This window comes from Sphingosinicella sp. SM1-17 (assembly GCF_056821765.1).
This window is the reverse complement of record NZ_JBPDIO010000001.1, coordinates 1,970,626-1,983,208: the sequence shown is the minus strand read 5'-3', so window position 1 is coordinate 1,983,208 and position 12,583 is coordinate 1,970,626. Positions and strand designations below refer to the sequence as shown.

17 protein-coding genes are annotated in these 12,583 nt (G+C 66.4%); 6 read left to right on the top strand and 11 right to left on the bottom strand.

What is annotated here, in order from left to right:
* Positions 1-112 precede the first annotated feature (112 nt).
* Complete coding sequence (locus ACRYLT_RS09935; RefSeq protein ID WP_482663935.1) at positions 113-400, top strand: PspC domain-containing protein; 288 nt, start codon at positions 113-115, stop codon at positions 398-400.
* A 31-nt stretch (positions 401-431) separates the two neighbouring features.
* On the opposite strand, the gene ACRYLT_RS09930 is transcribed toward ACRYLT_RS09935, so the two are convergent.
* Positions 432-842, bottom strand: coding sequence for a DUF983 domain-containing protein (locus ACRYLT_RS09930; protein WP_482663934.1), 411 nt, complete (start codon positions 840-842; stop codon positions 432-434).
* 95 nt (positions 843-937) lie between these two features.
* On the opposite strand from ACRYLT_RS09930, the gene ACRYLT_RS09925 reads away from it, so the two are divergent.
* Positions 938-2,308 (top strand): aminotransferase-like domain-containing protein, encoded by a 1,371-nt coding sequence (locus ACRYLT_RS09925; protein ID WP_482663933.1) that lies wholly within the window; start codon positions 938-940, stop codon positions 2,306-2,308.
* 23 nt (positions 2,309-2,331) lie between these two features.
* Here ACRYLT_RS09925 and cpdR read toward each other — a convergent pair whose 3' ends face one another.
* Positions 2,332-2,709 (bottom strand): cell cycle two-component system response regulator CpdR, encoded by a 378-nt coding sequence (gene cpdR, locus ACRYLT_RS09920; RefSeq protein WP_482663932.1) that lies wholly within the window; start codon positions 2,707-2,709, stop codon positions 2,332-2,334.
* A 127-nt stretch (positions 2,710-2,836) separates the two neighbouring features.
* On the opposite strand from cpdR, the gene ACRYLT_RS09915 reads away from it, so the two are divergent.
* Complete coding sequence (locus ACRYLT_RS09915; protein ID WP_482663931.1) at positions 2,837-3,715, top strand: N-formylglutamate amidohydrolase; 879 nt, start codon at positions 2,837-2,839, stop codon at positions 3,713-3,715.
* Between the two features lie 1,128 nt (positions 3,716-4,843).
* Here ACRYLT_RS09915 and ACRYLT_RS09910 read toward each other — a convergent pair.
* From ACRYLT_RS09910 to lysC, 3 genes are all read right to left on the bottom strand, one after another.
* On the bottom strand, positions 4,844-5,629 hold the full coding sequence (locus ACRYLT_RS09910; protein ID WP_482663930.1) for a SapC family protein: 786 nt from the start codon (positions 5,627-5,629) through the stop codon (positions 4,844-4,846).
* Positions 5,630-5,702: 73 nt separating this feature from the next.
* Entirely contained in the window at positions 5,703-7,172 is a 1,470-nt protein-coding gene (locus ACRYLT_RS09905) for an FAD-binding oxidoreductase (RefSeq protein WP_482663929.1), read from the bottom strand.
* Between the two features lie 364 nt (positions 7,173-7,536).
* On the bottom strand, positions 7,537-7,806 hold the full coding sequence (lysC, locus tag ACRYLT_RS09900) for an Rz1-like lysis system protein LysC (RefSeq protein WP_482663928.1): 270 nt from the start codon (positions 7,804-7,806) through the stop codon (positions 7,537-7,539).
* Between the two features lie 40 nt (positions 7,807-7,846).
* Here lysC and ACRYLT_RS09895 point away from each other — a divergent pair, with 40 nt between their 5' ends.
* The 3 genes from ACRYLT_RS09895 (at position 7,847) to ACRYLT_RS09885 (ending at position 9,614) form a co-directional block, all read left to right on the top strand.
* Positions 7,847-8,095, top strand: a complete 249-nt coding sequence (locus tag ACRYLT_RS09895) for a hypothetical protein (RefSeq protein ID WP_482663927.1) — start codon at positions 7,847-7,849, stop codon at positions 8,093-8,095.
* 121 nt (positions 8,096-8,216) lie between these two features.
* On the top strand, positions 8,217-8,645 hold the full coding sequence (locus tag ACRYLT_RS09890) for a lysozyme inhibitor LprI family protein (protein ID WP_482663926.1): 429 nt from the start codon (positions 8,217-8,219) through the stop codon (positions 8,643-8,645).
* A gap of 216 nt (positions 8,646-8,861) precedes the next feature.
* The gene (locus ACRYLT_RS09885; protein ID WP_482663925.1) at positions 8,862-9,614 is read left to right on the top strand and encodes a Crp/Fnr family transcriptional regulator; all 753 of its coding nucleotides are present in this window, start codon (positions 8,862-8,864) and stop codon (positions 9,612-9,614) included.
* Between the two features lies 1 nt (position 9,615).
* Here the strand turns inward: ACRYLT_RS09885 and ACRYLT_RS09880 are convergent, their stop codons facing one another.
* The 6 genes from ACRYLT_RS09880 to ACRYLT_RS09855 form a co-directional block, all read right to left on the bottom strand.
* On the bottom strand, positions 9,616-9,855 hold the full coding sequence (locus tag ACRYLT_RS09880) for a DUF6894 family protein (protein ID WP_482663924.1): 240 nt from the start codon (positions 9,853-9,855) through the stop codon (positions 9,616-9,618).
* Positions 9,856-9,930: 75 nt separating this feature from the next.
* Complete coding sequence (locus ACRYLT_RS09875; protein WP_482663923.1) at positions 9,931-10,443, bottom strand: lysozyme; 513 nt, start codon at positions 10,441-10,443, stop codon at positions 9,931-9,933.
* The gene (locus ACRYLT_RS09870) at positions 10,409-10,681 is read right to left on the bottom strand and encodes a DUF7940 domain-containing protein (protein WP_482663922.1); all 273 of its coding nucleotides are present in this window, start codon (positions 10,679-10,681) and stop codon (positions 10,409-10,411) included. The genes ACRYLT_RS09875 and ACRYLT_RS09870 overlap by 35 nt, the downstream gene beginning before the upstream one ends.
* Positions 10,682-10,753: 72 nt before the next feature.
* A complete protein-coding gene (locus tag ACRYLT_RS09865; RefSeq protein WP_482663921.1) occupies positions 10,754-10,924 on the bottom strand; it encodes a hypothetical protein in 171 nt (56 codons plus the stop codon).
* Complete coding sequence (locus ACRYLT_RS09860) at positions 10,924-11,106, bottom strand: hypothetical protein (protein ID WP_482663920.1); 183 nt, start codon at positions 11,104-11,106, stop codon at positions 10,924-10,926. Before ACRYLT_RS09860 ends, ACRYLT_RS09865 begins: the two co-directional genes overlap by 1 nt.
* A gap of 118 nt (positions 11,107-11,224) precedes the next feature.
* Positions 11,225-12,583 carry a hypothetical protein gene (locus tag ACRYLT_RS09855; protein WP_482663919.1) on the bottom strand — a complete coding sequence of 453 codons (1,359 nt, stop codon included), beginning with the start codon at positions 12,581-12,583 and terminating at the stop codon, positions 11,225-11,227.

Sequence of the window (12,583 nt, the reverse complement as noted above, 5' to 3'; positions counted from 1 at the left end):
CCAGGTCGGCCAAGTGACTGAAAAGCAACCTCCCCGTCCATTTGGCACGGCTCATGCTGAAGCCTTGGCATTCGAGCGGGACTTGGCCCGCTTTGCCAAGGGAGTAGGTCCGATGCAGAATTATCAGCCCGCCGTGCTCGACCGCGAGGACACCTTTTTCGGCGTGTGCGAAGGAATCGGCGAGGATTTCGGCTTCAACCCGCAATATCTTCGGATCGGCCTGGCCTTGGTCCTGTTCGTCAATCCGCTGGCCGCGGTCGGCGGCTATGCCGCGGCCGGCGTGCTGGTCGGGCTGTCGCGCCTGATCGTTCCCAATCCGGCCCTGCCGAAGCCGGCGGAACAGGAAAGGGTCCAGGCCGCGGGCGGCGGGGAGCAGGCCGAACTGGCGCTCGCCGCCTGATCCGCGGCTCGGGGAGCAACGGCGAAGCGGACTAGTCGCTGACCAGCCGCCCTTCGCGCGCCTTGAAGAAGAACTGGCTGGCCACCAGCCAGCCCTTCAGCGGCCGGAGCGGGAGAATGGTGGTCAGAAGCAGGAGCGGAAGGCTCGTCACCAGATGCACCCACAAAGGCGGGCTGGCGACGATCTCCAGAACCAAAGTGAAGATGACGGCGGGGACGCAGGTGAACATCTGGACGAAGAAAGCCGGCCCGTCCGCGGGATCGGCATAGGAATAGTCCAGGCCGCAAACCTCGCACTCGCCGCGAAGCTTCAGGAAGCCGTCGAAGATCCGTCCCTGACCGCATCTCGGGCAGCGGCCAAGCGGACCGGTCTTGTGGGGCTCCAGCTTCGGCCACCGCCTGCCGCTGCTATCCACGAAGCGGAGATCGTCACGTTCCTGCACAAGGCCTCCGGGTGGCCAAACCGCCACTCCATACATTTGACGTTTTGTATGGCATGCATATATGAGCATTGTCGTCGAACTTCAAGGATCCGCTGATGGACTGGAGCCCCGATCTGTCGGACTCGAAAGGCCCGATCTACCGGGCGATCGCGCAAAGGCTCGCCTCGGACCTGGCCGCCGGCAAGGTGCAGCCCGGCGACAAGCTGCCGCCGCAGCGGGAGCTGGCCCGGCGGCTCGGCGTCGATCTGACGACGGTGACCCGAGCCTTCGCCCAGGCCGCCTCCGAAGGGTTGATCGTCAGCGAGGGCCGGCGCGGCACCTTCGTTCGCGCCGATGCCGGATCGCCCGCCGGCGACCATCCGGCCGAGGAGGCTTCGAGCGGGATGAACATGCCGCCCGATCCGGAAGACGGATCGCTTCGTCGGCGGATCGCGGAAGGCGTCGCCGACCTCCTTCGGCAGCGCTCCGCCCCGCTCCATTATCAAGGCGCCGGAGGAACGGCGGCCCAGCGGCGTTCCGCCGCCTTGTTCCTGTCCCAGGCCATACCGGACACCGCGCCGGATCAATGCGTCTTGACCGGCGGAAGCCAGCCGGCCTTGTTCGCCCTGCTCTCCATCCTGGCCCGCCGCGGCGATCGCGTTGCGGTGGGCTGCTTCGCCTATCCCGGCTTCATCGGCGCGGCCCGCCGGCTCGGCCTCGAGCTGGTGGCGCTTCCCATGGACTTCGAAGGCATCGATCCCGACGCGCTCGAAGCCGCGCTCCGCCAGGGCGGGATCAAGGCCCTTTATGTCGTTCCCACCAACGACAATCCGACCACCGCGACCATGCCCCTGGCGCGCCGCAAGCGGATCGCCGCCCTCGCCCGAAAGCACGGCTTCCTCATCATCGAGGACGATGCCTATGGGCGATTGCCCGAACGGCCGATCGCGCCGATTGCCGCCCTCGCGCCCGAGCTCAGCTGGCACATCGCCACCGCTTCGAAGCTGGTCTCGCCGTCGCTCCGGATCGGCTTCGTCCGGGCGCCAAGCGTCCGCGATTCGCTCGCCTTGGCCGCCGCGAGCCACGAAACCTGCGGCATGGCTCCGCCGATCAATGCCACTCTGGTCAGCCGCTGGATCGACGACGGCACCTTCCTCCGGCTGCTCGCTTCGGTTCGCGCCGAGGCTCAGGCGAGGCTGAAGGACTCGGTCGACCTGCTTCGACACCGACGCCCGAAATTCCACCCCGACGGCTATCATCTCTGGCTGCCGCTGGACGACGGCGTTGCGGCGGACGAGATTGCGCTCAAGGCCGTTGCCGTCGGCCTTCCCGCGGTGGCGAGCTCCGCCTTCAATGTCGGCGGCGGATCGGACCTTCAGGCGCTGCGGATCTCGCTTGGCGGCTCGGCGCCGAGAAGCCGGCTCCGGCGCGAGATCGAGCGGCTGGATGCGCTGATCGCCGAGGCGGCCCGGTCGACGATCGTCTGACGGCCCCGGCCAGGCCCCGGACGTTAGAGGCGCCCGTGCTGGTCCTCGGACTGGAACATCCGCTCGACTTCGGCGACCAGGTCCTTGAGGTGGAACGGCTTGGACAGGACCTTGGCGTCCGGGGCCTTTCGGCCGGCCTTCAGCGCCACCGCCGCAAAGCCGGTGATGAACATGACTCGGATGTCCGGAGCGATGGTGGCGGCCTTCTGCGCCAGCTCGATCCCGTCCATTTCCGGCATGACGATGTCGGTCAGGAGCAGGTCGAACGGCTCGTTTTCGAGCAGCGGCACGGCGGCGGTGCCGCGGTCGACGCTGGTCACGTGATAGCCGACGCGCTCCAGCGCCCGCGCCAGATAGACGCGCATCGACTCGTCGTCTTCGGCGAGAAGGATCCTCAGCATACGCTGTTTCCGTCGGGGCGCGTCGCAATCATCGCGCGGGATTATGGGCGAACCACTTAATTTTTTCCAGCCGCCGCGACCGCTTTGATTTGCGCCTGTGCCATCGCGGCTCTACTTCACGGACGAGATGACCGACGAGTCACCCGCGCCGCCCTTCATCCGGATCGGTCCCGATCGGCCCGCCTCGCCCGTCATCCTGTCCGTTCCCCATGCCGGGCGCGACTACAGCCCGACGCTCCTGAAGGCGGCGCGGGTCCCGCGCCACGTTCTGGAATCGCTTGAGGATCGGCTTGTCGACAGGCTGGTCTGGCAGGCCGTGGCGGCCGGAGCGACCGCCATCATCGCCCGCGCCCCCCGCGCCGAAATCGACCTCAATCGCGACGAGCGCGAGCTCGATCCCGCCCTGATCGCCCCGCCCTTGCCGCCCGGCCATGCCGTCCAATCGATGCGATCGCGCGGCGGCATCGGCCTGATCCCGACCCGGATCACCGGCGCCGGAGCGATCTGGAAGGACAGGGTGACTCAGTCCGAACTCGCCCGGCGGATCCATCAGATCCACCGCCCCTATCATCAGGCGCTCGAATCGGCGCTGAGGCAGGCGCGCGACCGATTCGGGGTGGCGATGCTGCTCGATTGCCATTCCATGCCGCCGCGGCCGAACGGCGGGTCCGGGGCCGAGGCCGAGGCGTCGCTGGTGTTCGGCGATCGCTTCGGAACCACCGCCACGTCGGATCTCACCGCGGCGGCAATCGAGACGGCCCAGGCCCTGGGCTATCGGACCGCCTGCAACAGCCCCTATGCCGGTGGCCATGTCGTCGCCCGCCACGGCCGGCCCGACGAGCATATCCATGCGCTGCAGCTGGAAATCGACCGTTCGGCCTATCTGGACGTGGAGCTGCGCTCGCCCGGACCGGGCTTCGCCGCCACCTGCCGACTGATCGCCGCTCTGGTCGAAGCGCTCGAAATCCGGCTGCTCGATTCCGGCCAGGCGCTAGCGGCGGAGTAACCAACCCGCGCGACGCGACGGATCGGCATACTGCGCTGTTCGAGGGTCCGGGAAGCCCGAGCGTAGCTCGCCACCACGGCCGAGAGCAGTCGCGGGTTCAGGTTTCCGCCTCGCTTCTATTCCTGACAAAAGGAGGTTCGTACCAACAGCGTCTCGAATAGTTTCGTGAGTGACCTCAGCGATCAGCAGGTGCATCGCGACCTGATCGCTTGAAACCGTGCCGGATGAGGATTATTCCTGTTTCGTCGAAGGATGCTTCACCATTCCGATTACGTTAGCACAGCCCGGAGCGACTCGGATCTTGATGCGGATGCTTATTTCCAATTTAGGAGCGCCAAAATAACCGATCTAGTTGGAATTGGACTTACATGAGGATCCTCAAGAGTTTCATTGTAGTTTTCTTCACCTATTTGGCTGCAAAGGTGGGTATCGGGCTATATCGTGAGGAGTCATTGACATTCAGTCTATTCGAAGGCGTGCTTCTTGCCGTCTTCATGGTCACGTTATTGATCGGTCATTTGGTCAGATCGAAACGTCAGCTCTCTGATGCGAACCACGATTTGTAAGCCTCATCATCCCGCCGCTCAGACTGGACCCAGGAGCAGAGCCCAATTGCGTCTTTCGATGGATCAGGGCGGGTGTCCGTTCCTCTCGGTCCCAACGCTCGCTGGATTCGAGCGCCGGCGTTGCGGAGCCCTTTCCCGAACCGGCAGCGACCGGTTCCGGGTGCAGGTCGCCCTCTCTAAGCGGCAGAGGTGACAGGACAGCCTTGTCCATCTGGTTCCGATCGGCGAAGCGACCGCAATTTCTGATTAGCTGCCGCCGATCCCCTGGATGAGCGTCCTCGGCAAGGGAGGCTCTATTCTCGAGCGCCTCAGCGCCTCCTCGCCCCATCTCTCCGGCTCCCCATCTCCCCGGCTCCCGAGGATTGGAAGCGACAGGGGCCCCAAACGAAAATGACCGCCTCACGGAAGTCCGTGAGGCGGCCAGGTTCAGGGAGGAAGCGCCACCCCAGGAGGGGGCGCATCACGCCGTCGTAAAGGGGGAATACGGCGGCGCTGATCCCAAGATAAGGACCGGCAACGTCCTTTCAAGAGCCTGGCGCTTCGGCCGGTTTCCCCTTTGAAATCAGCCGTTGGCGCCCGCCATCTGAGGTGCCGACTGGGGCACGAGCCCGAGCTGCATCTGCCGGCCGAAAATGTCGCGAACCAGCGACAGCGAGAAGAGATGGGCCATGATCAGCGGCAGGATACCGTTCTGGTTGATCTTGCGCAGCTGGTCGCCGTGCATGTCCCGGAACTTGTCCTCGGCAACCATCTTGAAGCCGCGATAGATGAAGGGCTGCTGGCTGCCCTCCGGCTGGATCGCGACTTCGCCGTCGATCAGCAGGTCGAGCTCTTCAAGTTCCTTCATGAAGGCCTGGGTGCGCTGGGCGGCAATCTCGAAATCCTCGCAGAATTTGAGAATGCCGTTGAGCCGCTCGCTCGGCTTGTCGCCGTCGAACAGGGGATCGCCCTCGTCGAAGGCGCCGATCAGGTCGCTGCTGGGATCGAAGCAGAGCGAAAGCTCCTGCGAATTCGCGTCCATCCGAGCCAGCATGTACGGGTAACGGCGGACATAAGCGGGAATGTAGAAGGGATTGAGAGGCCGGCCCTCTTCGTCGACGAAGACGTTGACGCCTTCGTTGAGGCCCATCAGCGCCAGCGGCACCGGATTCTCGCCGGCCGAAAAGACGATCGGCGTGAAACGCTGGGCATGAACGAACTCGTCGATCGTCAGCGGAATGGCATGGGCCTTGGCGAAATAAGGCGCGCGGTCGCTGCTTCGCGCGCGATAATTGGCGTGAAGCGAGCTCGAGAGCGGCTGAATATTGTTGTAGAAGATCGGCAGGCCGGGTGGCGGCTGGGTCGCCATGAGCATTCTCCCATCGGGGTGTTTTGGAGGTGGCCGGCAATGCGGTGGACCGCGGCCACTTCCGGCGCCCGGTCTATGGATTCGCCGGTTGACGCGCAAGCCTGTCCTGAGCGGCATCCCCGGCCGGAACCAGCTTTCCCGGGTTCATGATCCCGTTCGGATCGAGCGCCCGCTTGATCGCTCGAAGGGCGCCCAGCCGGGCCTCGCCGCCGAGCCGGGCCAGCTCGGCCAGCTTCATCTGTCCGATTCCATGCTCGGCCGAGATCGAACCGCCGGCGGCGGTAACCAGGTCATGGACGAAGGCGGAAACCTCGGATCCGGGGCCATCGACCCAGTCGGTCCCCGCCCCGTCCGGCGCCCGAACGTTGAAATGGATGTTGCCGTCGCCGAGATGGCCGAAGGCGATTACCCGGGTTCCGGGGAAGCGCTGTTCCACCGCGCCCGCTGCCTCGACGAGGAATCGCGGCATGTCGGCGACCGGCACCGAAATGTCGTGCTTGGCGGCGGGACCGTCCTTCTTTTCCGCTTCCGAAATGCTGTCGCGCAGCCGCCAAAGCTCCTGGGCTCGCCCTTCGCTGGCGGCAATCGTCGCATCGGCGAGGAGATCGGCTTCGAGCGCGGTTCGAAGCGCCTCGAACAGCGCCTTTTCCGGTCCCGGCGCCCCTGCCGGGGAGACCGCTTCCACCAGGACGTTCCATTGGTGGCGCTGACCGAGCGGAGCCCGGCTTGCCGGAACATGCCGGAGCACGAGATCGAGCGCCACGGCCGGGACCAGCTCGAAACTTTCCAGCGCCGGGCCGATCTCGCCCTCGAGATGGCGAAGCAGCCGAAGCGCCGATTGGGCGCTTTCGAGTCCGAGCCATGCGACCACCCGCTCGCCGATCGCCGGCACCAGCCTCAGGCTCGCCGCGGTGACCAGCCCCAGAGTTCCCTCGGCGCCGATCAAGAGCTGGGTCAGGTCGTAGCCGCGATTGTCCTTTTTGAGCGCCGTCAGCCCGTCGAACAGGCTGCCGTCGGGAAGCACCGCCTCCACCCCCTGGACGAGGGCACGCATCGTTCCGAAGCGAAGCACCTGGGTTCCGCCGGCATTGGTCGAAACGAGGCCGCCGATCGTCGCCGAGCCTCGCGCTCCGAGCGTCAGCGGGAATCGCCGCCCGGCGGCGAGCGCCGCCTCGTGAAGCTCCGCCAGGATCACTCCGGCCTCGCACTGGGCAAGGCCCGATTCCGGATCGATCGATCGGATCCGGTTCATCCGCCGCATCGAAACGATCAGCGCCTCGCCCGAAGAATCGGGCGTTGCTCCGCCCACCATCGACGTATTGCCGCCCTGCGGCACCAGCGCCGCCCTTTCCGCCGCACAAAGCCGAACGATCTCCCGGGCCTCCTCCCGGTTGGCGGGGGAAAGCAGGGCGGCCGCGGAGCCTCGATAGCGCCCGCGCCAGTCGGTCAGCCACGGCGCCATCGCCTCGATCTCGCGAGTGAAGCCCTTCGGCCCAAGCAGCGATTCAAGCCGGGCAAGCAGGTCGGCGGACGGTTGAGCCATGCTGCGGTGATAGGCTCCAGCGGTCCGGCCGGCAAATGCGGATCGCGGCCAAGGCGGCGGCCGCGAGTATCACGACGAGCTCGGCGCCCGGGAGCGACAAAGCAGGTGCCGTGCCCGCCTGAGTGCCCGCGGAGCCCGCACCGCCGCCCTTCCCCCTTTTGGGGAACGCCAGCGAATCTGGATCGCTTCGAAGAGCAGGAGGAGGGCGGACCGGCTGGTGCCGGCGAGGGCGAGGCTGGCGGGAAACCCCGGGAATTCATCCGGCGGAGCTGGGCACGAAAAAAGAGCGCCCGGGAGGGGACCCGGGCGCTCTCTTTGTGGGATGAAGCGGGGGGGCTTCGGTTGCTGTAACGAGCGACTCGCGTTAGGGTTCCGGCCGAACGCTTCGTCTTAGCGCTTCATAAGCCTCGACCGCGGCGCGGTGCTTCTCGCGGCAGCGATGGTAAAGCCGGGCCAGCTCGGCATCCTGGCGGACCAGCTCGGCCAGGCTTGCGTCGGCAAGCTCGGCCGGGCGCGGACAGGGTTCGGCCAGGCTGGTCGGAAGCGGCGGGATCGTCACCGCGGCGGGCGGAATTGAGCGCTCTGCGCACGCTGTCAGGAAGGCCGGCAGCAGGATTGGAATAACGCGGATCATTTCGGATTTCCCGTTCGATGATGGGGGTGACGATCGTCCCGTGACGACGGTCGACGGCGTTCAGCCGCGCCGAGAGGCGGCCGTCCATCTCGTTCAGCCGCTCGGCAAGCGCCTGCTCGGTGACCCGGCGAAGCTCGGCGGTCTGGGCGGCGGCGCGGGCGCCGGCCAGCGCCTGTTCCTGCCGGGCGCGCTGATAACCACGATGGTCGAGGAACCAGATTCCGATCGCGAGCCCGGCAAGGATCAGGAGATGCGGCCACAAGCGCCCGGAAATCGCCGACATGGGTGACTCCATCGTTCAGGTTGGATGCTCATCGTCGTTCGGCCGCGACGAACTTCCGCCTCGGCTTGACTTGATCCTGGCCCTGCTTCAGCTTCGCTCGGACTTCCTGGACCTTCGAAGGCGCACGATGAGGGCAGTTGGCGGTTTCTTCGTGATGGGCTGCCTTGCCTTGTCCGCGCCGGCCGTGGCGCAGGAAGGCGCCCCCACCTCCTCCGGAATCGATGCTTCCTATCGGCAATGCATCGACTCCACCCGCACGACGGCGGAGGTTCGCGCCTGCGGCGACGCTTTGCTGGGTCGGCTCGATGCCCGCCTCAACGATCAGTGGCGGCGCCTGAGCGGCTATTTAGACGGCGAACCGCGCCAGCGCCTGGTCGAGGAGCAGCGCATCTGGATCCGCTTCAAGGACGGTGCCTGTCGCTTCTACCTGCTGAACGACTTCGGATCGCAGGGCGCTTCGGGCGACTTCCCGCTCTGCCTTGCCCGGGTCATCCAGCACCGGATCGACGAGCTGGAGGCGATCCAGCGCAACATGGACGAAAATAGCGCGTCCTGATCGTCGACCGGCTTCAGTCCAGCTGCGATTCGGCCTTCCGCGAAAACCTCGTGTTTTTCAGTCACTTGCCGCCGCAGTTCCGCAGAGACGAAAACTGCCCTGTTTTGCGATCTGCATGATCTGTGTTATAACCGCCCTATCACCGGTTTCTGCCTCAAGCGCCGGTGGCTGAGAGACAAAACATCGCGCTCCCGCTTGAAACCGAAGGGATGCGCCGTGGCGACCTCCAATCTCAAACCCATGTCGCGTTTCCTGGACCGGCTCCTGCGCCGCTCCCCGCTCTGCGAAGCCGATCGGCAGGCCGTGCTGAACCTCAAGAGCCACGCTCACCAGGTCGCCGCCCGCCGCGACATCGTCAGGCCGGGCGAGGGGATTTGCCACGCCACCCTGGTCGTCGATGGCCTCGCCGCCCGGTTCGACCAGATGAGAGATGGACGAAGGCAGGTGACCGCGCTCCATTTGCCGGGGGATATGTGCGACCTCCACTCCACCGTCGTTCCGATTGCCGGCTGGGGGATTGAGGCTCTGACCACCACCACGGTGCTTCACGTCCCTCATGCCGAAATCCGCGCGCTCGCCGCTGCCAGGCCGGCCATTGCCCTGGCCCTGTGGCGGGATACGATCGCCGACGCCTCCATCCTGGCGAAATGGCTCGGCAATCTCGGTCGCAGGGACGCCCGCTCGCGAATGGCGCACCTGTTCTGCGAACTCGGCATCCGGATGGAGCAAGCGGGCCTCGTAAGCCGCATTTGCTACCCGCTGAACGCGACCCAGGAACAGCTTTCGGATGCGCTCGGCCTCACGGCCGTTCACGTCAACCGGACTTTGCAATCGCTGCGCTCCGGCGGGCTGGCAAGGATGGAGCACCGAACCGTTCACATCGACGATTGGCAGGGCTTGAGCGACGCTGCGGAGTTCGACGAAACCTATCTGCTGGTCGGACCGGTTGCGGCGCAGGAAGCCGCCTGATCTATTCCGGCAGCCCGACCGACTGGCCGAACGATACCGCCGCCACTTCCCGGCCTTCGCTGTCGCACACGATGATCCAATCCTGGAGGGCAAGCCGCCCCTCCAGGACGGCGGCGGCCAGCAGGTCCCGAGCATATTCGGCGGCCTTTCGGCGCGCCGCCTCCAGGTCCGGAAGATCGAGCCCCTCGGGGTCGTCGGCCTCGACTGGACCGCCGCGAACATGGAAGAAGAAGCGGGGCATCCAGCGGGCCAACGCTTCTGGCGGCAAGCGGTTCGATCGGACCGGCGCGTTCCGCGCCGCCGGCCTGGAAAACCCTCACAACCCCCTCAGGCAGATCTCCCGCTCGTGCCGGCGCCGGTTGGTGAGGCCCCGGACCGGTACCAGCCGCCCGTTCAGCCGAGCCTTGTTCCATGCGAGCATGGCATCGCAGCCGCCCCGGAAGTCGCTCGCGCGGAATCTCCTGGCAGCCGTCGAATTGCAGAAGGCGTTGACGCCGATATTGTAGGCGAGGCTCGAAGCCGCGGCGAGCTGGTCGTCCCTGCCCCTCAAGGTGGGGACGCAGCGAAGGACGGGCTCGGCGTGCTTGAGTAGCTGACGCTCCAGCCGATCGACACATTCGGCGTCGGTTGCCCGTTGACCGGGGCGGACGTTGGCCGTGTCGCCGTAGCAGATGGTCCAGATCCCGGCGACGTCGCGATAAGCATTGTTCTCCTTGCCCTCCCACAGCGCGACGGTGGCCATCAGCAGAGCGGCCGCGGGAAGGCCGACGATCGCCGCCAGCCGTCCCCTCGGATCAGGCCGAGGCGCGCGGGTCGCGGGTTTCGGCATGGTGGAGGCTCGGCTGCTTGACGAGGCGGGCAAGGATGGCGGCGAGGAAGAAGATCAGCGGCAGCGCCGTCACCGCCTCGGCGGAAAGCAGCGCCTTCACTTCGACCGGCATCGAATTCCACAAGGCGAGCCCCGCGTCGGGCCACCCGGTGAACAGGGCCTGGAGCGCCGATCCGATCGCCGCCAGGCGAACGGACCAGAAGCGCCACCACAGGCGCGCATTGTCGATCGGCTTCATGGCTTGGGTCTCCCGTGAATGGAAAGGGTCGCGGCTTTGGCGGTCGGCTTCGGCCGGCGGCCAGGCCGCGGATCAGCGGCCGCGGGTTCGCCGGTCCAGCTCGGCCAGAATCGCCGCAAAATCCTCGGCGGCGGCCGGCAGGAACCCCGTCGTGTCGATCTTCAGAAGATCGACCAGGCAGGCATGGGACAGGCGGGACGCCGCCGATCGCACCTCGCGAAGGGCCTGCTGGCGCGGGCACATCAGCTTTTCATCCCGTCGATCCGGGCGGCGAGCAGGGTCATCGACCGGGCGAGCTCGAGATCGGTCTCGATCCGCTCCTTGGCGAGCTTGCGTTCCTGGGTCTTGTCCCAGATCAGATAGCCGACGAAGAGCCCGAGCGGGCCGAACTGCCCGGCCAGGCCCAGCAGCTCAGCCGCGCCCATCGGCGCACCCGTTCACACGCATGATGCGTTCCTTTCCGGAATGAGCTTGCCGCGGCCGGAGCCGGCATGGCGGGTTCTTCACTATCTTGTTTGAAGCCGCCCGCGATGACGTCGGGGATTATTTGCCCCCTCCGAACGACATCGGGTTGATCATGCTCGCCAGCGCGAGGAACGAGTTGAACATGCTTGGCGTCGATCTTGTCGTCGACGTGCCCTGCATTGTGCCGGTGCTGTTCTCCGTTCCCTGCACGTAGCGCCCGACCAGCGCGTCATAGGGCACGTTCCCGTACAGCGCCCCCATCGCTTCGAGCTGGGCGAGCGGGGCGAGTTGCTGGGCCTGGGCGATCTGCCGCTGCTGCTCGCCCAATGTCGCCTGGACGCCCAGGTCGGCACGGCGGTTGTTCGCCTCGTCATTGGCGAAGCCGCCGAGCAGCTGGGCCGCGGCCAGCGCCCGCTGCGAAGCCGTGTCCTGCTGCCCGGCATTGAACCGGGCCGCTTCGTTCAGGCTGTTGGTATTGAACTGCCCCGCCTGGTTCTGGGCGGACTGGTTGGCGAGCGCGAACTGGTTGGCGGCATCGGCTCCATAGCGGGCCTGATCCACCCCGGCCCCGAAGTTCGTCAAAGCGAACTGGTTCAGGGCATTCTGGTTGGCCAGCCCCGCCTGCATCCCCATCCCGGCATTGAACTGCGACATGTTGTTGGCGCTGTTCGCGTTGAACTGGCTCAGATCATTGGCCGAGCCGGCGTTGAAGAGGTTGCGCTGCTGGTCGAGCCCGGCCTGTGAGACGGCGCCGCCGAGCGCGGTCTGGAAGCCCCGGTCGCGGAGCGTTGCGGCGGTCGTTGCTCGCCCGCGCGCAAGCTCGCCCTGAAGCGTCCCTTCGGCGATCCCGAAGCGCGAACCGCCGAACGCCCCGGATCTTGCGCCCGCAGCCGCAAGCGCCGCCTGCCGCCGTCCCGCATCCGCGTCGAAATCGGCCAGCGTCGAATCCACCACGTCGCGCGTATAAGGCGACATGAAATCGCCAAGGCTGTCGGCGATCCGGGTCCGATCGGCCTCGGTCAGGCTGGCGTTGGACAGATTGGCGGTCGGCGCCTGTACCTGGGCGGCATTGCCGAGCGTCGGCAGGTCGTAGCCGGTCGCACTGGCCAGCGACGGATTGTAGGTCGAAGCCTGCCCCATCATGTTGGCGCCCGCCCCGGCCACGCCCTCGGCGATCGACGCGGCATTGGCGGCGAGCGGGTTCCCACCCTGCCCGAGCTGCCGGGCAGACTGGAACGCCTGCTGCTGGAGCGGCGAGGCCCCGGCGACCAGCGAGGCCGGATCGATCTGGCCGAACTGCCCGACCCGGCTGAAATAGTCCTGGAGCCCGCCCGACAGCCATTCCGGCGCGACCGGCATCTGGTAGCCGGACGTGTTGCTGTTCTGGGTCTGGGTCTGGTTGGTCGTGGTTTTCGACTTGGAGGTGGAAAGACCCAT